Source organism: Humibacter sp. RRB41, assembly GCF_022761015.1.
GTDB lineage: Bacteria > Actinomycetota > Actinomycetes > Actinomycetales > Microbacteriaceae > Humibacter.
This window is the reverse complement of record NZ_JAKWJQ010000001.1, coordinates 322054-346339: the sequence shown is the minus strand read 5'-3', so window position 1 is coordinate 346339 and position 24286 is coordinate 322054. Positions and strand designations below refer to the sequence as shown.

General features: G+C 67.4%; 22 protein-coding genes. 13 read left to right on the top strand and 9 right to left on the bottom strand.

All coding sequences use genetic code 11. The annotated features are described in order from the left end of the window. Position 1: 1 nt before the first annotated feature. Positions 2-1063 carry a PmoA family protein gene (locus MJ603_RS01725; protein ID WP_243061934.1) on the bottom strand — a complete coding sequence of 354 codons (1062 nt, stop codon included), beginning with the start codon at positions 1061-1063 and terminating at the stop codon, positions 2-4. Positions 1064-1280: 217 nt separating this feature from the next. On the opposite strand from MJ603_RS01725, the gene MJ603_RS01720 reads away from it, so the two are divergent. The 9 genes from MJ603_RS01720 (at position 1281) to MJ603_RS01680 (ending at position 11369) form a co-directional block, all read left to right on the top strand. Further along, entirely contained in the window at positions 1281-2309 is a 1029-nt protein-coding gene (locus MJ603_RS01720; RefSeq protein WP_243061933.1) for a LacI family DNA-binding transcriptional regulator, read from the top strand. Between the two features lie 561 nt (positions 2310-2870). Continuing rightward, complete coding sequence (locus tag MJ603_RS01715; RefSeq protein WP_243061932.1) at positions 2871-3830, top strand: sugar ABC transporter permease; 960 nt, start codon at positions 2871-2873, stop codon at positions 3828-3830. 74 nt (positions 3831-3904) lie between these two features. Next, a complete protein-coding gene (locus MJ603_RS01710) occupies positions 3905-4777 on the top strand; it encodes a carbohydrate ABC transporter permease (RefSeq protein WP_243061931.1) in 873 nt (290 codons plus the stop codon). Between the two features lie 71 nt (positions 4778-4848). Continuing rightward, positions 4849-6519, top strand: a complete 1671-nt coding sequence (locus MJ603_RS01705; RefSeq protein ID WP_243061930.1) for an extracellular solute-binding protein — start codon at positions 4849-4851, stop codon at positions 6517-6519. Positions 6520-6553: 34 nt separating this feature from the next. Next, positions 6554-7204 (top strand): DUF624 domain-containing protein, encoded by a 651-nt coding sequence (locus MJ603_RS01700; RefSeq protein WP_243061929.1) that lies wholly within the window; start codon positions 6554-6556, stop codon positions 7202-7204. Beyond that, the gene (locus MJ603_RS01695; protein ID WP_243061928.1) at positions 7201-9279 is read left to right on the top strand and encodes a beta-galactosidase; all 2079 of its coding nucleotides are present in this window, start codon (positions 7201-7203) and stop codon (positions 9277-9279) included. Before MJ603_RS01700 ends, MJ603_RS01695 begins: the two co-directional genes overlap by 4 nt. Before the next feature lie 70 nt (positions 9280-9349). Next, entirely contained in the window at positions 9350-10012 is a 663-nt protein-coding gene (locus tag MJ603_RS01690; protein WP_243061927.1) for a DUF402 domain-containing protein, read from the top strand. Then, entirely contained in the window at positions 10009-10398 is a 390-nt protein-coding gene (locus MJ603_RS01685) for a hypothetical protein (protein ID WP_243061926.1), read from the top strand. Before MJ603_RS01690 ends, MJ603_RS01685 begins: the two co-directional genes overlap by 4 nt. 74 nt (positions 10399-10472) lie before the next feature. Beyond that, positions 10473-11369 (top strand): DMT family transporter, encoded by an 897-nt coding sequence (locus tag MJ603_RS01680; RefSeq protein WP_243061925.1) that lies wholly within the window; start codon positions 10473-10475, stop codon positions 11367-11369. Positions 11370-11449: 80 nt separating this feature from the next. Here the strand turns inward: MJ603_RS01680 and MJ603_RS01675 are convergent, their stop codons facing one another. Continuing rightward, entirely contained in the window at positions 11450-11926 is a 477-nt protein-coding gene (locus tag MJ603_RS01675; RefSeq protein ID WP_243061924.1) for a hypothetical protein, read from the bottom strand. 202 nt (positions 11927-12128) lie between these two features. Between MJ603_RS01675 and MJ603_RS01670 the strand changes: the two genes are divergently transcribed. Both MJ603_RS01670 and MJ603_RS01665 read left to right on the top strand, forming a co-directional pair. Then, a complete protein-coding gene (locus tag MJ603_RS01670; protein WP_243061923.1) occupies positions 12129-13778 on the top strand; it encodes a SulP family inorganic anion transporter in 1650 nt (549 codons plus the stop codon). A 57-nt stretch (positions 13779-13835) separates the two neighbouring features. After that, entirely contained in the window at positions 13836-14435 is a 600-nt protein-coding gene (locus MJ603_RS01665; protein WP_243061922.1) for a dihydrofolate reductase family protein, read from the top strand. 18 nt (positions 14436-14453) lie between these two features. On the opposite strand, the gene MJ603_RS01660 is transcribed toward MJ603_RS01665, so the two are convergent. The 4 genes from MJ603_RS01660 to MJ603_RS01645 all read right to left on the bottom strand — a co-directional run bounded on the left by MJ603_RS01660 (position 14454) and on the right by MJ603_RS01645 (position 19316). After that, a complete protein-coding gene (locus MJ603_RS01660; RefSeq protein ID WP_243061921.1) occupies positions 14454-15389 on the bottom strand; it encodes an LLM class F420-dependent oxidoreductase in 936 nt (311 codons plus the stop codon). Positions 15390-15438: 49 nt separating this feature from the next. Next, a complete protein-coding gene (locus MJ603_RS01655; protein WP_243061920.1) occupies positions 15439-16266 on the bottom strand; it encodes a hypothetical protein in 828 nt (275 codons plus the stop codon). Positions 16267-16525: 259 nt separating this feature from the next. Then, positions 16526-17887 (bottom strand): LLM class flavin-dependent oxidoreductase, encoded by a 1362-nt coding sequence (locus MJ603_RS01650; RefSeq protein WP_243061919.1) that lies wholly within the window; start codon positions 17885-17887, stop codon positions 16526-16528. 40 nt (positions 17888-17927) lie between these two features. Further along, on the bottom strand, positions 17928-19316 hold the full coding sequence (locus MJ603_RS01645; protein ID WP_308220554.1) for an O-acetylhomoserine aminocarboxypropyltransferase/cysteine synthase: 1389 nt from the start codon (positions 19314-19316) through the stop codon (positions 17928-17930). A gap of 131 nt (positions 19317-19447) precedes the next feature. Between MJ603_RS01645 and MJ603_RS01640 the strand changes: the two genes are divergently transcribed. Together MJ603_RS01640 and MJ603_RS01635 are read left to right on the top strand one after the other, a co-directional pair. Then, on the top strand, positions 19448-19801 hold the full coding sequence (locus MJ603_RS01640; RefSeq protein ID WP_243061918.1) for a hypothetical protein: 354 nt from the start codon (positions 19448-19450) through the stop codon (positions 19799-19801). Continuing rightward, positions 19750-20259, top strand: a complete 510-nt coding sequence (locus MJ603_RS01635; RefSeq protein WP_308220553.1) for a YchJ family protein — start codon at positions 19750-19752, stop codon at positions 20257-20259. The genes MJ603_RS01640 and MJ603_RS01635 overlap by 52 nt, the downstream gene beginning before the upstream one ends. Before the next feature lie 143 nt (positions 20260-20402). On the opposite strand, the gene MJ603_RS01630 is transcribed toward MJ603_RS01635, so the two are convergent. From MJ603_RS01630 to MJ603_RS01620, 3 genes are all read right to left on the bottom strand, one after another. After that, positions 20403-21149 carry a PadR family transcriptional regulator gene (locus MJ603_RS01630; RefSeq protein ID WP_243061917.1) on the bottom strand — a complete coding sequence of 249 codons (747 nt, stop codon included), beginning with the start codon at positions 21147-21149 and terminating at the stop codon, positions 20403-20405. 547 nt (positions 21150-21696) lie between these two features. Then, the gene (locus MJ603_RS01625; protein WP_243061916.1) at positions 21697-22863 is read right to left on the bottom strand and encodes a hypothetical protein; all 1167 of its coding nucleotides are present in this window, start codon (positions 22861-22863) and stop codon (positions 21697-21699) included. 107 nt (positions 22864-22970) lie between these two features. Then, entirely contained in the window at positions 22971-24284 is a 1314-nt protein-coding gene (locus tag MJ603_RS01620) for an RNA polymerase sigma factor (protein ID WP_243061915.1), read from the bottom strand. Between the last annotated feature and the right edge of the window lie 2 nt (positions 24285-24286).

The following is a 24286-nucleotide window of genomic DNA, read 5'->3' as shown; positions in this document are numbered from 1 at the left end:
CTCAGCGCACCCCGGCCAGGGTCTCGGACGTCGCGCCGGCGTCGAGCGAGATCTCATGCGCGACTGCGAGACCTTCGGATGCCTTCACCGCCGCAGCAGCGAGGGTCGCCATGCGCGGGGCATCCGCTTCACCGTCGGCGACGGTCACCGCGTAGCGGAGGTCGAGCGTCTCGCCCGGCTCGAAGATGCGCACCCGGTCGAAGAACGGCGCAGGGTTGATGCAGGCGAACGGCTCGGAGCGCACGAACCACTTCGTGCCGAGTCTCTGCTGTGGCGTGACGTCGGCGAACACGACCGTCGATGAGCCTCCCCGACCGTCGTGGCGTCCGGTGAGACCCGCCCATGTTCCGGTCGTGCCGCGCACGTCTTCGCCGGTCGTGCCGTCAGCTCCGATCAGCCTGCCACCGGTGAACGAGCGCGGGCCACGCCAGAAGAGGCCGCCGTATCCGGCGTTCTCCCTGCCCTCCGTGGTGGGGGAGCCCAACTCGATCGGCGCGCCGGAGTCGTTGGTCAGCTCGCTGCGCCATCCGAGAATCCAAGCATCGTTCTCGACGTCCGGCGAGACGGTCAGCGTTCGACGCTCCTTGATAACGACCTCGCCGGCAGTGTCGGCGACGGGTTCGCGGTGCCAGGTGAGGTCGTGTGCGAAGGTCACGCCCTTTGACGTGTTCAGCACTGCGGTCACCCGGTCGTGATCCTGCGACCCGTTGTTGCCGAGGTCGGCATAGCCGCCTGCGGCTCGCGAATACGTGGCGCCTCCCCAGAAGTTGTCGGGTCCTACGTTCGGCAACGCCATGGTGATGCCCTTGTGCCACACGTGATCCCACGGGCGGAAGACGGTGACGAGTCGACCGGACAGCGTTCGGACCGGATGCACATACGGTCGTGGCGACTCGTACTGTGTCTCGTCCGGCCGGTAGACGTACTCGAGAAGGTCCGCGCCCGTCGACGAGATCACGCGCACCGCTCTGTCGACGTCGTGCTCCAGACCGAACGGTGTCGTGCCGAAGGCAGCAGTACCGGAGATCTGCCGAGGCGGTGATGGCTGGGAGGGAACGCTCATGCGACGGGGGTCCTTTGTGAAATCATCGTTGATCAGAGCCGAAGCGACATCGGCGCCGCAACATTTTCGATACATTATCGGAAAGGCAGCCTAAGCGGGTGTGCAAACGTCGTCAAGAATGGCACCCACGTGCATCCCGTGTTCGAGCAGTCGCAGCGGCACCGGCCCGGTTACGCTGTGCCAGGGGTGACGCGTGGCGTCAGAAGGAGCGTCGTCAGTGGCGGAATCGAAGGGCACGTTGGCCGATGTCGCCGCGCAGGCCGGCGTATCGGTGCCCACCGTGTCGAAGGTGCTGAACGGCAAGTCGGATGTCGCACCGGCAACGCGCGCCAAGGTGTACGAGGCCATCGAGTCGACGGGCTACCTCACCAAGAGGGCCGCGCCGCGCGACTCCAGCGGTGTGATCGAGCTGTTGATCGAGGGTGCGGATTCGCCGTGGGCACTCGAGGTGATCCGAGGGGCGGAGGGCGCTGCGGCGACCCGTGGGTCCGCGCTCATCGTGACGAGTTCCGTGCACGATTCGTTCTCGATAGAGCGCTGGACCGAGTCCCTGCGGGCGCGGCGCTCCGCCGGTGCCGTCGTCGTGCTGCCCAGCGAGGGTGACGGCGTGCTCAAGGCGTTGAAACAGCTGCGCATTCCGGTGGTGCTCGTCGATCCCGCGGGCTGGGAGGGCGCGGACTTCCCCACTGTCGGAGCCACGAACTGGTCGGGTGGTTTCGAAGCGACCAACCGGCTCATCGAGCTCGGCCACCGCGACATCGGCCTCATCGCAGGGCCGAGCCGTCTCGCCAGCGCGCTCGAACGCCAGGAGGGCTACGCCGCTGCGCTGCGCAGGGCGGGTCTCCCGTATCGTCCCGAGCTCGTGGTCGACGGCGAGTTCCGGATGTCCGGCGGTTACGCGGCAGGCGCGACCCTGCTCGACCTCGCTGCGCGGCCGACGGCGATCTTCTCCAGCTCCGACCAGCAGGCCGCTGGGCTGTACGAAGCGGCACGGGAGCGCGACATCCGCATTCCCGCCGAGTTGAGCGTGATCGGATTCGACGACACCGTGCTGAGCAGACACCTCTCGCCCGCGCTCACCACGATCCATCAGCCCCTCACCGAGATGGCGGCCGAAGCGGTTCGGCTGATCAGCGAATTGGGCTCCGACCCGTCGTCGCACGCCGCACGCCGCATCGAACTGACGACCTACCTGGTCGAACGACGCAGCGCGATCGCCCTCACGTCGCCGACGCCCACGCGCTGACGCGGTCGGCCGCCGGCGGCCGAAGAGTGCCGACACGAGCCCCTCGTCACGCTTTCCTGGCCGGTGCCGTCGCACTGCGTACCGGTGACGGCACCATGAGCCGGCATCTCGTGCCGCAGTCGAGGATCGCCGACGCCTGCCGTCGGCTCCAGCGCGTGTGACGACCGCGACCGCCAGGTATTCGGGCCTGCCGCGGCACATGCGGGGTTCGTCAGTTCGTCGCGGCATCCGTCGGGGCGGGCTTCATCTCGGCATCCGTCAGCGCTGAGTCCGTCGCAGATTCGTCGGCGCCGAGTTCGTCGCGGCATCCGCGGTCCGGTCGCACCCAGTGCGGGGGACACGGCTCGGATGCCCATGCTCGCCGGGAGCCGCGTCAGGGCTGCGCCGCCCCGGTAAGCGCTTGCCGGTTGACAGCACGGTGAGGGTGGATTACGTTCACTTTTCGATAGTTGATCGAAATTCGTTTCGCAAAATGATCGAGCCTGCAGCCACAGTGCGGTGGTCGACTTCGTGCTTCACACGATGTCGCCAGCCGCGCGAGTCCAAGGAAGGACATCGCGTATGACCTCGACCGCGGTCGCGCCGGAGAAGTCGCCGGTTGACGCGAGGCGTGCCAAGCGGCGCGTCAGACGCAGTCCGTGGTGGCGCAACTGGCAGCTGTACTCACTGCTCGTGCTTCCCGTGGCATTCTTCGTCATCTTCCGATACCTGCCGATGGCCGGGAACATCATCGCCTTCCGGCAGTACGTGCCGGGCGGCAACATCTTCGGCAACGCGTGGATCGGATTCTCGAACTTCGAGCTCTTCCTGACGGACCCCAACTTCTGGCAGGTCTTTCGCAACACGGTGATGCTCGGCGGACTCGCCTTGATCATCGGCTTCCCGGTTCCGATCGTCCTCGCCCTGCTGCTGAACGAGTTGCGCTCACGCGGCTTCAAACGTTTCGTGCAGACGACGACCTACCTGCCGCACTTCCTGTCGGTGGTGATCGTCGGCGGCATGATCCTGCAACTCACCTCGCTCACCGGATCGATCAACCACCTGCTCGGCTCGCTCGGGGTGCAGCCCATCGCCTTCATCCAGGACCCGGGCTGGTTTCCCGCGATCTACGTCGGAAGCGAGATCTGGCAGACCATGGGCTGGGGGACCATCCTCTACCTGGCGGCGCTGACCCAGATCGACGAGAACCTCTACGAGGCAAGCCGCATCGACGGCGCGAATCGGTGGCAGCAGACCTGGCATGTGACGCTTCCCGGCATCGCCCCGACGATCGTGACGCTCCTCATCCTGAACATCGGCACGTTCATGAGCGTCGGCTTCGAGAAGATCCTGCTCATCTACAACCCGGCGACGTACGCGACGGCCGACGTCATCTCGACGTACCTGTACCGCGTCGGCATCCAGTCCGGCAGCTTCAGCTACGCCGCGGCGATCGGCATCTTCGAAGCCGTCATCGGCCTCGTGCTCGTCACTGCCGCCAATTTCGTTTCCAAGCGCCTCGTAGGAGCAAGCCTGTGGTGATCGACGCACAAACCGCGAGCAGCATCGCCGCACCCGGACCTGTCACGACCAAGGTCAGGAGGAAGCGCACTGCGATGTCACGAACGCGAGGCGAGAAGATCTTCGCCGTCGTCAATGTGGTCGTGCTGCTGCTGGCAGTGGCGATCACGCTGTACCCGTTCCTGAACGTGCTGGCCCAATCGCTGTCGAGCGAGAAGTACATCGACTTCGGCGATGTCACGATCTGGCCCCTCGGTTTCAATTTCGACACCTACAAGATCGTCGCCTCCGACCCGACGTTCTGGATCAACTACCGCAACACGGTGGTCTACACGGTGGTCTCGACCGCGGTGTCGATGGTGTTGTCCACGATGTTCGCGTACGCGATCTCCCGCAAGGACCTCAGGGGCCGCGGATTCTTCATCGGCATGGCACTCGTGACCATGCTGTACAGCGGCGGGCTCATCCCGACGTACGTGCTCGTCAACGGTCTCGGCCTCACCAACACGATCTGGGCGATCGCGCTGCCGAACGCCATCAGCGTGTTCAACGTGCTCGTCATGAAGTCCTTCTTCGAGAACATGCCGCGAGAGCTCGAAGAGGCTGCGGCGATCGACGGTCTCAGCACCTACGGAACGCTCCTGCGCATCGTGCTGCCGCTCTCCAAGGCCGTGCTCGCCACGATGGTGCTGTTCTACGCGGTGGCGAACTGGAACTCCTGGTTCCCCGCGTTCCTCTACATGGACCACTCGAACCTCTATCCGGTGACCGTGTACCTGCGCAACCTCATCGCCGGCGCGACCGGCGCGCAGGATGCCGGTGCGTCCGCCGACAGCAACCTGACCCAGATCAGCGCGAACATCAAGGCCGTCACGATGGTGCTCACCGTGCTGCCGATCCTCTTCGTCTACCCGTTCATCCAGCGTTACTTCGTCTCCGGCGTCATGCTCGGCTCCGTCAAGGGCTAGACCGGCGCGACGCATCCCACCCATCCCCACCACTATCACGAAGTCGAATCACCAATGGAGGTCTCGCAGAAATGTCACTGAAAGTAACCCGCCGTGAAGTGCTCGCCATGGGGCTCGCGAGCGTCGCCGTCGGCATCCTCGCAGGCTGCACGTCAACCGGCGACGCAACGCCCGTCGTCACGGGCAAGTCCACGGGCATGATGAAGGACTACGCCGCAGGCAAGCAGTTCAAGGCGAGCAAGCCCCTCAGCATCAGCATGCTGTTCCAGGACAACCCGGCCTATCCCTACAAGTCCTCGTGGCAGATCTTCAGCGAGATCACGAAGCGCACGAACGTCACGCTCAAGCCGACGGTCGTACCCTTCGCCGACTTCACCGACAAGCGCTCCGTGCTGATCAATTCCGGCAAGGCGCCCGACATCATCGCGAAGACCTACCCGGGCCAGGAATCGCCGTTCGTGGGCGGCGGGGCGATCCTCGCGGTCAGCGACTACGTGAAGTACATGCCGAACTTCACCAAGAAGGTCAAGGACTGGGACCTGGAAGCCGACCTCGACACCATCAAGCAGTCCGACGGCAAGTACTATGTGCTGCCCGGCCTGCACCAGACGCTCAGCCCTGACTACACATTGCAGTTCCGCGACGACGAACTCGACCGCCTCGGGCTCGACCAGCCCACCACCTGGAACGAGTTCAAGACGGTTCTGAAGGAGCTGAAGAAGGCCCATCCGGATGGCTACCCGTACAGCGACCGCTGGGGCGGAGCCAACGTGATGAACATCGCCGCCAGTCCATACGGCACCATGGCCGGCTACGACGCCGCGACCAGTTCGAACTGGGGTCTGAACAACGGTCTCCTCTTCGACTGGGCCAAGAACACGTACTCGTTCACGCCGATCGACGACAACTACAAGGCCCTGATCAGCTACTTCGCCGGCCTCGTGAAGAGCGGGCTGATGGATCCCGAGACGTTCACGCAGACGGATGACCAGGCCAGCGCGAAGTTCACGACGGGCAGGACCTTCGCGATCAGCACCAACGCCCAATACCTGCAGCTCGACCGCACGGCCATGGACAAGAACCTGGGCGTCGGCAAGTACAAGATCTCGAAAGCGCCGATCCCCGGCGGACCGAAGGGCAAGGTGCTCGCCGGCAGCCGGCTGGAGAACGGCATCATGCTCTCGACCGCCGCATCCAAGCGCGACGACTTCGAGGCGTTCCTGCAGTTCATCGACTGGCAGTGGTACTCGGATGCCGCACAGGTGCTGGTCAAGTGGGGTGTGAAGGACGAGACCTACACGTACAAGAACGGAAAGTACGACGTGGCGTCCGGGTACAAGCTCGCAGCCTACGGATTCGGTGATCCCAACGCCAAGAAGGACATCCGTATCGACATGGGTTACAGCGGCGGCAACTTCATGTACGGCGGCACGACGCAGATCGTGCAGTCGACCATGGTGCCAGAGGAGCTCGCATGGCAGAAGACCCTCACCGACTACAAGCTCGCGAAGCCGTCGCCCGGAGTTCCGTACACGACGATCGAGGCCCAGCAGGCCGCACTCAAGCAGACCGCGATCATCGACTCGACCAACACGTGGACCCTCAACTTCATCCTCGGCAAGAAGTCGGTGTCGTCGGACTGGGCGGACTACGTCTCCGAGCTGAACGGCAAGGGTCTGAAGGCCTATGTCGACGGTGCCAACAAGGCGTGGTCAGACGCGAACTCGAAGAAGAAGGGCTGAGAGCACAGTGAGTGGGCAGGCGTCAAGGGAGTTCATGAGCGGACCGCTCTACCGGGCATCCGCCGCGGTGTACGACGTGCTAGGTCCCACCGCGTGCTTTCTTCTCGCCTGCCTGCCGTTCGCCCTTGCGATCGTCGTCGCGCCCAGCGCCGTGACGATCGCGGTGGCCGGCATTCTGATCGGTCCTGCGTGGACCGCTCTGCTCTATGCCACGAGCGTTCTGCGTTCCGACCGTGACCGCGGCCCTGTGCGCTCGTTCTGGCGCGGATACCGCCTGAACTGGCGTCAGACCTGCATGGTCTGGGTTCCGTACTGGCTGCTCCTCGTGGTCGCCGGCGCGGATGTCGTCACACCGACCACACCCACCGTGCTGCGCTGGGGCGTCGGGATCGTCGCAGCGCTGTCGATGGTCTGGATGAGCGCGGCTCTGCTGCTGATCAGCCGCTACTCGTTCCGCACCAGGGACGTTCTGCGGCTCGGGCTGTACGTGGTGGTGGTCGCCCCCCGCTCGACGACCACCAACCTCGCCCTGCTCGTGCTGGCCGGCGCGACCGTGTACTTCACATCCGAGTCCGTGCTCGGACTCCTCGCAGGGGTCTTCGCGTTCGTGACGGTGACCGCGGCGCGCGGCGCATTCGACCTCGTGGATGCCCGCTTCACGGTCGACACGGACGCGACCCGATGACGGCCACAGGCTCCGCGGCCGAAGCCGACGCATCCGGCCGCGACCGTATGGATGCCCTGCGCCGCCGCCTCGGCGGATTCGCATTCGGAGGCGACTACAACCCCGAGCAGTGGGACAGTGCGGTCTGGCGCGAGGACGTCGACCTCATGCGCCGTGCCGGCGTGAACCTGGTGACGGTCGGTGTGTTCGCCTGGGCGGCCCTCGAGCCGGAGCCCGGCGTCTTCACGTTCGAGTGGATGGACGAGGTGCTCGACCTGCTGCACTCGGCAGGCATCAGCGTCGACCTCGCGACGCCGACCATGGCGCCTCCCGCCTGGTTGTCGCAGAACTTTCCGGAGACACTGCCGATGATGGCCGATGGCGAGACGTTCGGGTTCGGCAATCGGCTGCACTACGACCCGTCGTCCCCGGTGTACCGCGAGCGAGCGGCGATCATCACGCGCGCGCTCGCCGAGCGCTACTCGGGGCATCCAGCCCTGGCGATGTGGCACATCAGCAACGAGTACGGGCCGACCGCCTACAACGAGCAGAGCTCCGTCGCCTTTCGTGCCTGGCTGCAACGACGCTACGGTTCGCTCGAGGCGCTGAACGACGCCTGGTACACGCGGTTCTGGAGCCAGACGTACACCGACTGGGCTCAAGTCGACGTGCCGGCGGTTCCGCGTTCGTGGATGAACCCGGCCCGCCAACTCGACTTCAAACGTTTCGTGTCGGATGCCCTGCTCGAGTGCTTCGTCGCCGAGCGCGACATCGTGCGCGAGTATCGCGACGACATCCCTGTCGTCACCAACTTCATGCGGTTCTACCGCAACGCCGACTACTGGAAGTGGGCGCGCGAGGAGGATGCCGTCGCCCTCGACATCTATCCCGACCCCGGCGACGAGGACTCCTGGGTCTCGGCCGCGCTGAACTTCGACCTGATGCGATCACTCAAGGGCGAGCCGTGGGTGCTCATGGAGCAGGCGGCGAGCGCGGTGTCGCAGTGGAAGGTGAACAACGTCAAGCGGCCCGGGATGATGCGCGCCGGCTCGTATCAGGCGATCGCGCACGGCTCCGACACAGTGCTCTACTTCCAGTGGCGGGCGAGCCGCGGCGGCCACGAACGCTTCCACTCGGCGATGCTGCCGCACTCGGGGACGGCGTCCCGCACGTGGGGCGAGGTCGAGGCGCTGGGCAACGAGCTGCCGCTGATCAAGGACGCGCTCGGCTCGAGTGCGCCAGCCGATGTGGCCGTGCTGTTCGACTGGGATGCCTGGTGGGCGCTCACAGAGACCCACGGTCTGCCGCGCAACGACTTCGACTACCCCGGGCTCGTGACCGACCACTATCGGCCGCTGCTCGAGGCGCACCACGCGGTGGACTTCGTGTCCTTCGACTCGGATCTGTCGCGGTACCGGATGCTCGTGATCCCGAACGCCTACCTCGTGCCCGACCGCTTCGTCGAGGCTCTGACCCGGTACGTCGAAGGAGGCGGGGTCGTCGTCTGCTCGTTCTTCTCCGGCGTCGTCGACGAGACCAATCAGGTGAGGCAGCCCGCCTACCCCGGCGGACTGCGGACTCTCATCGGCGGTTACATCGACGAGTATTTGCCGGCGCGGGCCGGCGAGACGTTCGAGGTGCAGTTCACCGGCGCCGCTGACGACGGTGCCGCAGGCGCCGTGACCGCCAATTGGTGGCAGGACAGCGTGCACGTCGAGTCCGCCACGGTTCGCGCGGTGTACGCATCCGGATTGCTGCAAGGACGCCCGGCCATGCTCGAGAACACCGTGGGCGAGGGGCGCGTCGTGTACCTCGGCACTCGGCTCGAGCCGGCCGCGCTGACACGGGTTCTGCTGGGCGAGGCGCAGCGGTCGGGCATCCGTGCGCTCGTGACGGATGCCCCGCCAACCGTCGAGGCGACGCTGCGCGAGGCGGACGGCGTGAGCTTTCTCTTTCTGCTGAACCATTCCGAGTCGCATGCCGCCGAGGTGCGGTTGCCCTTCGAGGGTCACGACCTGCTGACCGGTGCCTCGGTGACGGATGCCGTGACCCTCGGCCCGCTCGGGGTCGCGGTCGTGCGCGCTGTCACGCCGTGAATCAGCACTCAGCGTGCGAGGCGCTCCGAGGTTCCGCGCCTATGGAGAGTGACGCCCTAGGCTTTCGCGCATGACTCGGCACGAACCATGGAAACGCGGTGATGTCGTCGTGCACCGCAACGTCATCGAGGCCGACCCTGGACACCACGAGCGTCACGCCGGCTACGCGCACACGGCCCGTGTGATCACCGACGAGGACGACCTCGTTGTCCTGTACCAGCCGCCGAAGACCCCGCATCGCGAGCGCAACGGCGAGCGCGGCGGCCTGCGCGGACGCAACATGGTGCGCGGCGGGTGGGCCGGCACGCACTCCGAACGCGAGTGGGAGGGCGACGGCGTGATCTTCGTTCATCGCCGGCCGCAACCGTGGTCGGTGTGGCGCTGGGTGGATGACGTGGGCACCTGGTCGTCCCACTTCTACGTGAACTTCGAACGGCCGTGGACACGCACCCGCCTGGGCTTCGACACCGAGGATTGGGTGCTCGATCTCGTGGTGACAGGCGACGACCGCACGGTGACGGTGAAGGATGCCGACGAGCTCGAGTGGTGCGTCGCCGCAGGCACGATCTCCATCGAACAGGCCGAACTGACCAGGAGAGCTGCCGAGGAGATGACCGCGGTGGCCGCTGAGAACGCGTGGCCGTTCTCAGCCGACTGGTCGCTGTGGCTTCCGGATGCCGAATGGCGGGCGGCGCCGCTCCCCGACGACTGGGCCGAGCTGGAGACGCCGTGAGCGAGCCGATCCGTCGCGCCCACGTGAAGAATCTGCTTCCGCGCAACCAGTTCCTGGTCGTCGAGGAGGTGCCCGCATCCGCTCTGCGCGGCGGGCGATGGGTCGACGGCGAGCTGGGACTCACGGAGGAGTGGCTGGTCTTCGCGTCGGGTGACCCGCACGACGCACCGGACTTTCTGCTGCTCGACGCGGAGGTCGATGCCGAAGTGGTGGACAGCGCGGGCACGGGCATCCTCACCGTGGCCATCGCGCGAAGCGTGCACCGGTACCGAGCGGATGTCTCCACCTTGCGGCCGTTCGTGGAGGCGCTCGCGCGGTTGCGGACCGAGCCGCCGAGCGGCACGCGCCTCTGGCGCGGCGATGCCGGCGATATCCGAGCTCCCTGAGCACCCCAGTCCCCTGAGCGAGCGCTGGGGGGCTAGGCGACGGTGGGACTGCCGGGGACGAGTACGGTCGAGTGGTGACGGAACGACCGGGCAGCGACACCAGCGGTGACTCCCGGTTCGCGGCGCTCGTCGTCGCAGGCCTGATCTGTCAGGAGGTCGGCGCATCCATCGCGGTGCTGCTGTTTCCGCAGGTCGGAGCGCTGGGCATGGTCTTCCTGCGCGTGCTGTTCTCGGCGGTGATCCTGCTGCCGATCGCGCGGCCGACGCTGCGGGGCATCCGCGGCACGGCATGGCTCACGGTGATCGGCTTCGGCCTCGTGCTCGCGCTGATGAACGGCCTCTTCTATCTGTCGCTGGATCGCATTCCGCTCGGCGCTGCCGTGACGATCGAGGTGCTCGGTCCACTCGTGCTCTCGGTGGTCGCCGCCCGGCGGGCGATCGCGTGGCTGTGGGCGGGCCTTGCGGCCATTGGAGTCGCTCTGCTCGGCGAGGGCAGCTTCGGCGCCCTCGATCTCGTGGGCGTGGCCCTTGCTGCGGGCGCGGGAATCGCGTGGGCGTTCTACATCCTGCTGTCGCGCCAGACCGGACGCCGCTTCGCCAGGTTCGACGGACTCGCGATCGCGATGGCGATCGGGGCTGTCGCGTCCGCGCCGTTCGGCATCGCATCGGCGGGCGGCGCGCTTCTGCACCCCGAGGTGCTGCTGCTCGGCGCGGCGGTCGCGCTGCTCTCCTCGACCGTGCCGTACGGGCTGGAACTGCTCGCGCTGCGACACCTGCACCCATCGGCGTTCGCGATCCTGCTCAGCCTCGCACCGGCCATCGCCGCGCTCGCCGGACTCGTGCTGCTGCGGCAGACGTTCGACTGGGTGGGGGTGATCGCTGTCGTGCTCGTCATCTCGGCGAGCATTGGCGCGGTGTGGTCGGCGCGTGCACACGAGCCGGCACCGGAGTCGCCAGACGAGGTGGCGTGACGAGCCGGCTCCATCCCCGCTACTGCGCCAAATGCGCTTAACTGCGCCAGTACGAGTGGCGCAGTTAAGCGCATTTGGCGTTATTTCGGGGGTGGGGTCGAGCGCGCCCAGGCCTTCAGTCGCAGGTACTCCTCGTCGACGTGCTTCACGACCGCGGGCGCCGTGCCCACTCGATTGCCGAGGTTGAGCGCGGTGATGCGGGTGCTGCGGGGCCGGCCAGAGGCATCCGTCCACTCGATCGACGGCCGGTTCGTGACCTTCTGGATGCCCGCCCTCGGAACACTCGTCGTCACGAGCAGTCCGTGCACGATGGCGGCGTCCGCAGTGAGCTCGACGGCGAGCGACTGCCCGCGAACGGCCACGATCAGCCCGTACGCCACCAGCAGCACACCGATCACGGCCATCAGCCAGACAAGGGTCGAGCCGAATCCGACGATGAAGCCGAGCACCATGAGGAACGCGCCGATCACGGCGACGAACAGTCCGCCGACGAGGTAACCGCGACGCGTCACGGGCAGGGGGCGCAGCACGTCATCGTGCGGAACGGACTCGGGCACACGTGAACCCTACCCGGGCGGGCGAGCGTTGCCCGACGCGTCACCCATTCGCCCAGTACGGGCGAACTGCCGCGGCCGACGGATGCCCGCCACCATGCCACGACTAGCCTCGCGATCACACGGACCGGCCGGTCGTGGCCGCTGAGGGGCATCCGCGGTTCTGGCGATCCGGTGGCCGAGACCCGCGACGAGGAGCGAACCGATGCAGATCGTGCGACCGCTGTCCGGCCTCACTCCACACAATCTCGTGCGCGAGCTGCTCGCCGGCGTCACGTTGATCGCGATCGCCGTTCCGCTGAACATCGGGTACGCGCAGATCGCAGGGCTGCCGCCGACCGCCGGGCTCTATGCGCTCATCGTGCCCGCCGCGATCTACGCGCTCACCGTGTCGTCGCGCCAGCTGGTCGCGTCGCCGGATGCCGCGGCCGCCGCACTCGTGGCGTCCTCGGTCGGCGGGCTCGCCGCGGCAGGCAGCCAGAGCTACCTCACGATGGCGCTCGCGCAGGCGATCATCTGCGGCATCCTGTTCCTGCTGACGGCGGTGTTCCGGCTGGGATTCCTCGCGAACTTCTTGTCGAAGCCGATCCTGGTCGGGTTCGTCGGGGGCCTTGCGCTCGACATCCTGGTCAGCCAGATCGCCAAGATGCTCGGCGTCAAGATCGACTCGGGCGCCGAGTTCGTCGACAAGCTCGGCGACCTGTTCGGTCACATCACGACGCTGAACTGGTGGTCGGTACTGATCTCGGTGATCGCCGTCGTAGTGTTGATGGTCGGCAGGCGCATCGCGCGCATCGTGCCGTGGGCACTCATCGTTCTCGTTCTCGCGACCGTGGTGGTCGTTGTGACCCACCTCGACGCGTCAGGCGTTGCCGTGCTCGGCAAGGTGGATGCCGGCCCGCCCCAACTGACCTGGCCGATCCTGCCGTGGACGGCGTGGCTCAACCTGGTGCCCTCGGCCATCGCGCTGCTGCTGGTCACGATGGCCGAGGGGCTGCTCGTGGCCCGCAGCTACGGCGAGAAGCGCGGCTATCGCACGGAGCCGAATCAGGATCTGTTCTCGTTCGGCATCGCGAACGTCGCGGCCGGTGCCACAGGAGGGTTCGTCGTCGGCTCGTCCACATCACGCACCGCCGCGATGGACCAGGCCGGATCGCGCACCCAGCTGCCCTCCATCGTCACCGCCGTCGGCACACTGCTGCTCGTGCTGTTCGGCACAGCGTTGCTGGAGAAGATCCCTTCGCCGGCGATCGGTGCGATCGTGGGCGTCGCGGTGCTGCCGCTCTTGGGCATCCGCGATTTCGCACGGCTCTGGAAGCAGGACAAGGTCGAGTTCATCATCGGCGTCGTCTGCTTTCTCGTCACGCTCTTCGTCGGTGCGATCGCCGGCATCGTCGTCTCGTTCGTGCTCGCGCTCATCAACCTCGCGAGCCGGGCATCCAAGCCCGCGATCGACGTGCTGGCGGCGGACGACAACCCGAAGGACTCGCTCCTCGATGCCGCGCCCAGCGGCCAGGAGACCGCTCCGGGCATCGTCGTGATCCGGCTCGCGGCGCCACTGTTCTTCGCCAACGGAACCGTGTTCGCGGATGCCGTCAAGCGGGCCGTGCAAGCGGGCGAGCACCCTCCGGTCACTCACGTCGTGCTCGACCTGGAATCCGTGACGGATGTCGACGTGACCGCCGCCGAGACCTTCGAGGCTCTCAAGGACTGGCTGCGCGACAACCACGTGACTCTCGGCTTCAGCCGTGCAAGGCTGCCCCTGGTGAACCGGATGCGCCAGCTCGGCTTTCTCGACGACGAGACCTTCTACAACACGAACCGCGCCGCGCTGACAGCACTGGCCGGCTCGTAGGGATCTGGAGTAACGCAAAGATCTGGAGAAACGCGAAGATCTGGAGAAGGAGTACGCATGTCCGCTCGATTCGTTTACTGGATGAACGTCTCGCTCGACCTCTTCATCGAGAGGAAGGCGAAGGAGCACACTGACCTCGGTGGTCCCGAATGGGTCAGCATCGACGAGCAACTGCATCGCGAGTTCAACGCCCGCGCACGCGCGATGTCGATGCTGGTCGAGGGCCGCATCGTCTACGAGATGATGGATCCGTTCTGGCCGGATGCCCGCGCCGACGCATCCCTCCCCGACTACCTTCGCGAGTACGGCGAGATCTGGACGGACATCCCCAAGGTGCTCGTCTCGCGCACCCGCACAACGGCAGAGCACAACACGACCATCATCGGTGGAGACGACGCGATCGCGCAGCTGGCCGAGTTGCGTGAGGAATCCGATGGGGACATCGGGGTGGGCGGTGCGGCGCTTGCGACCCAGCTGCTGGCTGCCGACCTGATCGACGAGTTCCTGCTCTTCACCCATCCCGTGCTTCTCGGCGCAGGGCGACCACCGTTCGACTCGCTCGACCGCGAGCCGGTGTTTCTCGACCTGCTCGAGCAGAAGTCGTTCGACAACGGCGTGACGATGCACCGCTACGCCGTGCGGGGCGCTATCTCCTGACTGCTGACGCGATGAACTTCAGCGCACCAACGGTGAAAGAGCTTCGCCGATGGCCGTCACCACGCCGGGCACGTGTCCATTGAGCGGGGCATTGACGACGACGCCGTCGACACCCGCGTCCAGAATGGAGGCCTGGATGCGCTCGGCGATGACATCCGCCGTCCCGACGAAGGCGCGGTTGCGGCGGTCCTCCGGGATCCTCTCCAGGATCGCGTCGGCTTCGGCCTGGGTTTCCACGAGCCCGACGCTCGCCAGGTAACTCGTCCTCAGCGTCGACGGGTCGCGGTCGATCTCCTCAGCACGCTGGTTCAGGACCTGCACCTTGTGGGGCAGGTCCTCGATCGCACAGATGATGTTCATGTGGTCGGCATAGCGAGCCGCGAGGCGGAACGTCTTCCGTTCGCCCTGACCGCCCAGCATGATCGGGATGCTGTCGCGGAAGCGAGGCACATTCATCGCGCCGTGCGCGCGGTACCACTTGCCGGTGAAGTCCGGCCGTTCGTCGCGGAGCATCGGGTGGATGATCTGCAGAGCTTCGTCGAGCTTCTCGAAGCGTTCGGTGAAGGTGTCGAAATCGAAGCCGAGCTGCTGATGCTCGAGCTCGAACCAGCCCGCGCCGAGGCCGAGGATCGCGCGGCCGTGGCTGATGACATCCAGAGTCGTGACGGTCTTGGCCAGCAACGTCGGGTTGCGGTACGTGTTGCCGGTCACGAGTGCCGAGAGCTGGATGCTGCTGGTCGACGCCGCCAGCGCAGCCAGCGTCGAGTACGCCTCCATCATCGGCTGGTCGGGCGTGCCGATGCCGGGCAGCTGGTAGAAGTGATCCATCACGAGGACCGTGTCGAAGCCGCTGGCCTCGGCGTCGCGCGCCTGAGCGGCCACGGTGTCGAACAGTGTCTCCACGCCGCCGGGGTAGGTGAAGTTCGGGATCTGGTATCCGAGAGAAATCGTCACCCGACCGACGTTACGACACCGCCCCCGCGGGCGCGCGGCTCACCGCAATTCAGCCTGCGGTGGGGAGCACCTCCCAGCTGATCGTCCCATCGGTCTGCCAGGTCACGGTGACGATGGATGCCTTCCCGTCCATCGCATCCTTGGAGAGCGTGAGCCCCCTTCGCGCGATGTCGTCCAGGGTTCCGCACGTCTCGGCGGCCCTCTCGTCCTTCACGACCGCGACGAGACAGTACGTGTCATCGAGACGGTGAGCGGCATAAATGGAACTGCTCTCTTCTACCGTCACCGTGCCGGCCACCTCGTGGAACGAGGTCGCATCGAAACCTCTGGTCACGTCGGGAGGAAGGTTGTCCACACGTGGCGCACTCGCGAAGTAGTTGGCGACGGCCGCGAGCGTCGCTCCCTCGTCGCCCTGCCCTGAGCCCGCCGATGACACGGAGGCCGGGCCGGTTGTAGCCGGGCTCGCGCTGGGGACGCTCTGCAACGGCGATCCCAGGGCGCCCTCGATCCCGATCGCGACCGCGACGCCGAGCACCAGCCCGCCGACAGCCGCGAGGAACGGCAAAGCCTTGTTCATGCGGCGCGCCGGAGGCCTCGAGCCGAATGGCCGGTCATCCTCGGGGAGCGACCAGCCCTCTACGCCGACGCCGGGCGTCGCGGAATCGTGGTGGGCATCCGTCGACTCGGCGCGCGACTCGCCAGCCTCGGTGCCCTCATCATTGTGCGCACCGTGTCGACGGTCGTACTCGGCCAGCGCCCACTGGCTCGGCGTCATGCGGACGGTCTCGCCGGTGGCAGGATCGACGTGCTGCTCCGCGGGCTCGCTCGCACCCTCGCGCGAGTACGCGCGCTCGAGCAGCCGTCGTCGCTCGTCCATACTGCGCACCTCCGCCCCGAGGAACCGACCCGACCAGGCTAACCTCGCGGTCACGCTGCTGGTCGAGTGCACCGAACCCGCTGGTCGAGTGCACCGAACCCGCTGGTCGAGTGCACCGAACCCGCTGGTCGAGTAGCGCCGCCCGGAGGGCGACGCGTATCGAGACCGGGCGTGGGCCTCGATACGCGTGCCTGCGGCGCGCTACTCGACCAGCGGTTGCGGTTGGGAGCGGGTGCGGCGCTATTCGAATACCGCTGCGTCAGAAGTCGGTGAGGTTCACTCGCAGGCCACCCGGGGCGTAGGAGGTGCGCAGGATGCCGCGGCGACGCAGCTCGGGCACCAGATCGTCGAGCATGCGGTGCACCGTCACCGGGTGCAGGTCGCCGGAGAAGATGAAGCCGTCGTTGCCGGCATCCTCACCGAGCTCCTCGATGAAGTCGGCGAGCTGACCCGCCGTTCCGACGAATCCGGAGCGGTCCTCCACCGCGCCCTTGCGTGCCTTCTTCGCGAGCAGGTCGCGCAGCGGCTGCGCATCGAAGCCGGGCGCTCCGCCGAGCAGTCCGTTGATCGTGCCACGCGAGACGTGCGGTCCGAAGATCGACGGATCGAGCGGTTCGTCGAGGTCGAGTCCGGTCAGGTCGGTCTCGGAGTCGCTCGACTGTCCGAGGAGTACTGCGCGCAGCTCGTCGTCGGACGGATGCCTCGACGCCTCCACCACGCGGCGCGCTTCGTCTTCGCTCGCCACGACCTCCGGCTTGAACACGAACAGCGTCTTCACGTCGGATGCGCGCCGTCCGGCAGCCTCCGCCGCCTCGACGACCTTCGCGCGGTACGCCCGCACCGCGTCGACGTTCAGGAGCGCGAGGGCAAGCTGCACGTCGGAGTTCGCGCCAGCGAACCCGAGACCACGCCCGGACCCGCCGGGGGAGACGATCGCGGGGTCGCCGCCCGTGGTGCCGAAGGCATCCACTCCGGTGCCGGCCGACGGGCCGTCGAACGGGATCGCGTTCAGCGGCCCGTCGACCTTGAAGTACTCGCCGTCGTGGCGGGTGGGGCGGATGCGCGAGCCGTCCGCGAACCGCCCGGTGGCGGCATCCGCGATGTAGGCGCCGTCGTCCCAGCTGTGCCACAGCTCGCGCACGACGTCGAGCCACTCCTGCGCCCGGTCGTAGGCGGCGTCGTGGGCGAGCTCGTCGAGGCCGAAGTGCCGCGCGCTCTTCACGTCGGTGACGACGTTGATGCCGAAGCGTCCGTCGCTGAGGTGCTGCAGCGTCGCGGCCTGGCGGGCGGCGAGGTACGGAGGCGTCGCGCCCGCGTTGATCGTGGGGACGATGCCGATGTGGCTCGTCGCCTGGAACAGGTAGGGGGCCAGCAGCAGCGGGTCGTGCTTCGGACCGCCGTACGCCGAGCGCACACGCAGATCGAGGGTCTCCGGCGTGCCGATCGAGATGGCGTCTTCCATGATCACCAGGTCGAGGCCGGCTTGCTCGAGCTCGCGCACGGAGTGCTGGTAGAGGTCGGGCTTGGTCCAGTCGTATCCCCAACGCCAGTCAGGGCGACCCCAGCCTTGCGGACCGAAACCGCGCGAGAAGAACCAGCCGAAGTGCTGCTGTCGTGTCATGGTGTTTCCTGTCGTTGCGAGCCAGCGCCCTGAGTCGCAGTCATCCGGCCAGGGCCTCGGGTTGCGTGCGAGCGACGAGCGCTCGCACCGCGGCGAGGCCCCTGGCGAGGTCGCGGATCAGGTCGTCGGCATCCTCGATGCCGATCGAAAGGCGCAACAGACCTTGGCCGATGCCGGCCGCGAGCCGCTCGTCCTCGCTGAGCAGAGTGTGCGTGGTCGACGCGGGGTGCAGCACGAGGGAGCGCACGTCGCCGAGGTGCGTCATGCGGCTGAAGAGCCGCAGCTCGTCATAGAACGCGCGCGCCTCCGCCTCGCCGCCGACGAGTGTGAACGAGAACACGCTGCCCTGTCCGCGCGGCAGGTACGTCTCGGCGAGTCGCCGGTACGGGCTGGATGCCAGTCCCGAGTAGTCGACGGATGCCACCTCCGGCTGCACCTGAAGCCACGCCGCCACCGCGAGCGCATTGCTCGAGTGCTGGGCGACCCGCAACGACAGGGTCTCGAGACCCTGCTGCAGCAGGAACGCGTTGAACGGCGACAGCGTCGGACCGAAGCGGGATGCCACCACCTCGCGCGCGTACACGGCGTAGGCGGAGGGCCCGAACGCCTCGACGTAGCTCGTGCCGCGGAGAGCGCGCTGCGGGGAGTTCAAGTGGGGGAAGGCATCCGGGCGAGCGCTCCAGTCGAAGCGTCCGGCATCCACGATCACGCCACCGAGCGCCGCACCGTGCCCGGCGAGGAACTTGCTGGCAGAGTGCACCACGATGTCCGCGCCGAACTCGATCGGCCGAAGCAGGTACGGGGTGCCGAGGGTGTTGTCCACGATGAACGGGATGCCCGCCTCGTGCGCCACGGCCGCCACCGCTCGGATGTCGAGCAGGTCGTTCTTCGGGTTGGGGATCGGCTCGCCGAAGACGACTCTCGTGGTCGGGCGGATCGCGCGGCGCCAGGCATTCGGATCATGGGCATCCGTCACGAAGGACACCTCGATGCCGAGCCGGCCGAGGTTGTCGCGGAGCAGGCCGCGGGTGCCCTCGTAGATGCTGCTGGCGGAGACGACGTGGTCGCCCGCCTGCAGGATGCCCAGGAGCGCGACCGACAACGCGGCCTGCCCGCTGCCCACCACGATCGCTTCAGCGCCGCCCTCGAGCGCGGCGAGACGTCGCTCCACTGCGGCCGTGGTCGGGTTGCCGATGCGTGAGTACGTGTAGCCGTCGGCGTCGCCGGCGAAGCGGTCGCGGGCGTGGTCGAAGTCGTCGAAGACGAAGCCGGCGCTCAGGTAGATGGGCGGGATGCGCGCTCCGAAGCCGGCATCCGGCTCGACGCCGGCGTGGATCTGGGCGGTGGCGAAGCCGATGGGCTCATCGTCGAGCTCGGCATTGAGCTCGACGGGGTCTCCGGAAGCGGAGAAGGCGGATGTTGCGGTCACCGATCCATGGTGCGCGTGATCGAGCGATTCCCCTGCATCGGCATGAACCAGTGTTACCGCGCGCGGCGTAGGCTCGCTGCGTCGTCGCACCGAACGTCGCACCTGACGTCGCACGAAATGAAGGAGCAGCCGTGGCCGATCCGATCGCCTACACAGCCATCGAGAAGGGCGCCGTCGTGACCACGACCGGCGGCGAGCGCCTCGGCACCGTTGAGCACGTGCTGCAGGATGCCTCGCTCGACCTCTTCGACGGCCTCGCCGTGCGCACAGCCAACGGCCTGCGCTTCGTGGATGCCCGCAGCATCACCTCGATCACCACCGACGGGGTCGCCACGTCGATCGACCAGACCGAAGTGGCCGGCCTGCCCGCGCCGGACGGCACCGCCGTTCTGGATGCCGACCCCGAGCAGTACGAAGGCGAAGGACTGACCGCATGGTGGGGTCGCACCTTCCGCCGGTCGCACTGGCTGCGCGAGAAGGACTGACCGTGGCGGCCGACGCGGGAAGCATCGATTCCGAGTCCACCGCCTCCCACGTCGCCGACGCCGATCGCTGTCCCTGCCTGAGCGGCGACGCGTTCGGAGACTGCTGCGCTCCGCTGCTGCGAGGAGCGGCCGTCGCCGTGACGGCCGAGCGGCTGATGCGGTCGCGGTACTCCGCGTTCGCGGTGGGGGATGCCGTCTATCTGCTGGCGACGTGGCATCCGTCGACGAGGCCGGGCGAGCTGGAGCTCGACGCCGACGTGCAGTGGCGGCGGTTGGACATCCTGAACACGGTTCGCGGCGACGTCGCCGACGACACGGGCGAGGTGGAGTTTCGTGCCTACTGGCGCGTGCTTCGGCGGCCGGGTCGCGCACGCGACGGTGGTGTGCTGCACGAGCGCAGCAGCTTCCGCCGGGAGAACGGCAGATGGTTCTACGTGGACGGCACGATGCTCGGCTGACCTGCGCCAGCGCATCCTCACCCAGCCCACATGCGTCGAACCGGCACTGAATCGCCGAGCCCACCCCCGAATTCACGTGAATTCAGGGGCGGCCCGACGAGACAGTGCCGGTTCGACGAGATGACGCGGAGGCGACCCGGAGATCACTCCGCGAGGATGAGGTACAGCGCCTTGCGCAGCTCGTCGATCTTCTCGACGGCCTGCTTGCGCTGCTCATCGGTCGACGCGAAACGGAACTGGTGCACGACGCCCATCAGCTTGCCGATGGATTCGTGCAGCGCGGCATCCGCCTCGGTGCGTCCGGGGGTGGCCTTCCAGGCCGCGTCGAGCTCCGACTGGTGCTCGGCGACGTAGGCCTTGCCCGCATCGGTGAGCTCGTAGTCGGTGCGCCGGCCATCGCCGGTCGCCTCCACGAGCTCCTCGTCGACGAGCTGCTGCAGCGTCGGGTACACCGAGCCGGGGCTCGGCTTCCAGAGGCCGTCGGTCTTCTCGGCGATGGCCTTGATCAGCGCGTAGCCGTTCTTCGGTCCATCGGCGAGCAGGGACAGGATGGCAGCACGGATGTCTCCGCGCGACGCACGCTTGCGTCCGCGGGTTCCGAAGGCGGCGAGCACGGCGGGGTCGAACCCGCGCGGATCGAACGACGGACCGAATCCGCGACGGCCGAAGCCACCGGGGAAGGGGAAGTCGCCCTGGTCAGGCGACCCCTGACCGTCGTGACGCTCGTGGTGCTCGTGGGGTGCACCGTGACCGGAACCGTGGTGCCCGGCACCGTTGGCGTCGTCGTGGTGGAACCGGTGCGGCCCATGGCCGCGGCCGCACTGGTCTGCGCGGTCCTGATACGGGTGGTGGCGACGATGGGCGTCGCCGGGGAAATAATCGTCTCTCATGAAAACTCCTTATGTTGACTATCTAAGACAGGTCAACGATATATCGTTCAAAAGTATTCCGCAAGTGGTGCCTCGGGTTGGCGCTCTGCACCCGACGCGAGATCGGGACTGCGCCCGCCCCGATGGGGTGGCATCCCGATGCGACGGGTGGGCATCCCGCCCCGTCGGGCTGGCATGTTGGCGCGCAACCGCTTTTCAGGAGATCTCGGCCGTATGTCCACCTTTTGTCGATGCCTCGCCTCTGCGCCTGAAAACGGGTGGCTGCACCGAGTTGATGGGGCCGCGCCAGGCCCGTGCCCGGCACCCGCAGCACGCTCCGCTCCGCCGCGCTCTGCGGCTGGCTTCGCTCCGCTCCGTAGCACCAATTCAGGAGAAATCGGCAGTACGGCGACGCTACGTCGATGGGATGCCCCGCAGCCTGAATTAGTGCTGCGCGGCGGCGCGGGCCGCATCTGCGGGGCAGGTTGGTGGCGGAACGGGGCGAACGAGGAGTGGGATCGCCGGGCCGGAGTGGGGCCCCCGACCCGCATCGGGAACCGCGACGCGGTCAGCTGCCGAGCAGGCTGGTGCCCTCCGCGTTGCCGAAGTCGATGTGCACGTGGTTGCAGGTGTCGTCGATCTGCTGGAAGTGCGCGAACGACATGCTCGAGCGGCACTCCTCCTGGCCGACTGTCGAGTCCGTCGGCACGACGGCATCGAGGTCTTCGATCAGCTGCAGCGAAGCCGGGTCCCCGCCGGTGAGCGATTGGCCGTTGAGCAGGTAGAAGTCGACGGCGTGACCCCCGCCGTTCGTGTAGTGCGGCGAGTCGACACCGGCACCTTCGATCTGGCCGGTGCAGAGACGGTTGATGTCGCTGACACCCACCGAGTTGAACTTCGTGAGAGCGAACGCGATGGTCTGCAGCACGCGATAGTCGATGCCGCAGTCCGGTACGACCTGACCCTCTGCGAGGTAGCGGATCTCCGGGATGTGATCGGGTGTGCTCCCGACCAGCCTGCCCTGCGCGACGGCCGTCATGAGTTGCTGCGCGAGGGCCTGCACCTCGGGCGCAACGACCGTTCCGAGCGTCGAGTCGAGGGCAGCGGATTGCGTGTGGGCACCGTAGTTGTCGCGGGAGATGGAGCCCGACTGCACCGTGCCGACAGCGAGGGTCTGGGCGCGTCCGGCCGCGATGTCGACCACCGTCGGCACGTCGAGCCTCGCGTACGCGGGAACCGCTGTGGTGGCGACCATGCCGATGGCCGTGACCATGATGCCGACCTTCGCGATCACCCTCGCGAGCGCCGACTTGCGACGCCTCTTCGGGGCTGCGACCGGCGCTGGCCTCACGATGCGACGACGCGACGCGGATGCCAGTCGTGCGGATGCCGCCGATGCGGAAGCCCTCGAGACACCCGGCTGCACACCGGCGAGTCCCTCGGTGCGAACCCGCACCCGGCCCGTCTGCGGTGCGGCCTCCACCGGCTGCACACGATGGGAACGAGCGGCGTGGGTGGAGCGACGCGCCTCGTCGAGGCGGGCATCCGCTGCTCGAACGTCGTCGGCAGCGCCCTGTGTCTCGCTCAGCGCATTCGCCTGAAGGGTGCCGGCGGCCGCATCACGTGCTGCCTGCTGCGCCTCTTCGTATGCCCGGCGCTCTCGCCTGCTGCCGAAGGCCTGTTCGCCCGTGTTCGATGGCGCAGCCGAACCCTCTGGCGGGCGGGATGCAGACATCGAGTTTGACACAGAGGCGTTTTCGGGGGCAGAGACGTTCGGCGGGCAGTCCTATGACGCGGTTGGCGGCACGGCGTTGCCCATGTTATCCGTCTGTTATCTGGAAGTCATCCGAATGCAGAGAATCCGCCCGCTGCGCCCCGCTGTCTGCGCAAGTGGTCCTGCTCGCGTTTGTTGCCACTCAACGCGATCGCCTCGTCGTACGCCGCGACGGCTTCGTCGCGCCTCCCGAGCCTGACGAGCATGCCGGCACGCGCAGCCTGGAGATACGGATACCTCACGAGGCTCGGCTCCACCGCGAGCCCGTCGAGCAGGTCGAGACCGCTCTGCGCACTCTCGGCGAAGCCGATCGCGATGGCCCGATTGAGCTCGACGACCGGCGATGGCCACACCGCGAGAAGCGTGTCGTAGAGCAGGGCGATGCGGCGCCAGTCCGTCTGCTCCCAGGTGGGGCTGCAGTCGTGCACGGCGCCGATCGCGGCGAGCACTGTGAGGCGGGAGGGCGCTGCACCGTCCACAGCGGTCGCCAGCAAGGCGAGCCCTTTGTCGATGTACGCACGGTCCCAGCGCGATCGGTCCTGGTGCTCGAGCATGACCTCGTCGCCGTCGGCATCCGTTCGGGAGGCCCTGCGCGCCTCGGTGAGATAGATCAGCGCGAGAAGACCCGCGACATCCCGGTCTTTCGGGAGCAGCAGCCGCAGTAGTTCCGAAAGCTCGATGGCCCGTTCGGTCAGATCCCGCCGCGACAGCGAAGTGCCCTCCGGCGCGGTGTGACCGGTCGTGTAGACGAGATGCACGACGTCGATCACGCCGGCGACCCGCTCACGGATGTCCGCTTCCGCCGGCACCGCATACGGGATGCCGGCCGCCGCGATCTTGCGCTTCGCCCGCGTGATCCGTGCCGCCATCGTCGGCTCCGACACGAGGAAAGCCCGCGCGACCTCCGTCGTCGTGAGCCCGCACACCATGCGCAAGGTCAGCGCCACCCGCGCTTCGAACGCGAGCGCCGGATGGCAGCAGGTGAAGATCAGGCGGAGCCGGTCATCGGCGACGACGCTGTTCTCGGCGTCGTCGGCATCGGGGGCATCGCGAGCACCGAGCGGACTCGGCGGAGCGGATGCCGCGGCCCCCTCGATGCCGACCAGCTTCGGGAGCGCGCGGCGCGAGACATCCGCTCTGCGCAGCAGGTCGAGGGCCCGGCGCTTGGCAGCGGTCGTCAACCACGCCCCTGTGTTGGCCGGGATGCCGCGGGCCGGCCAGGTCTCGAGGGCACGGGCGTAGGCATCCTGCACCGCCTCCTCCGCGTCGTCGAGATCACCGGTGACGCGCACCGTCGCCGCCAGCACGAACGCCCACTCGCGTCGGTGCGCATCGGCGACAGCCGCTGCGACCTCTGCCGCGGTGTTCGCGCCGGCGGACACGG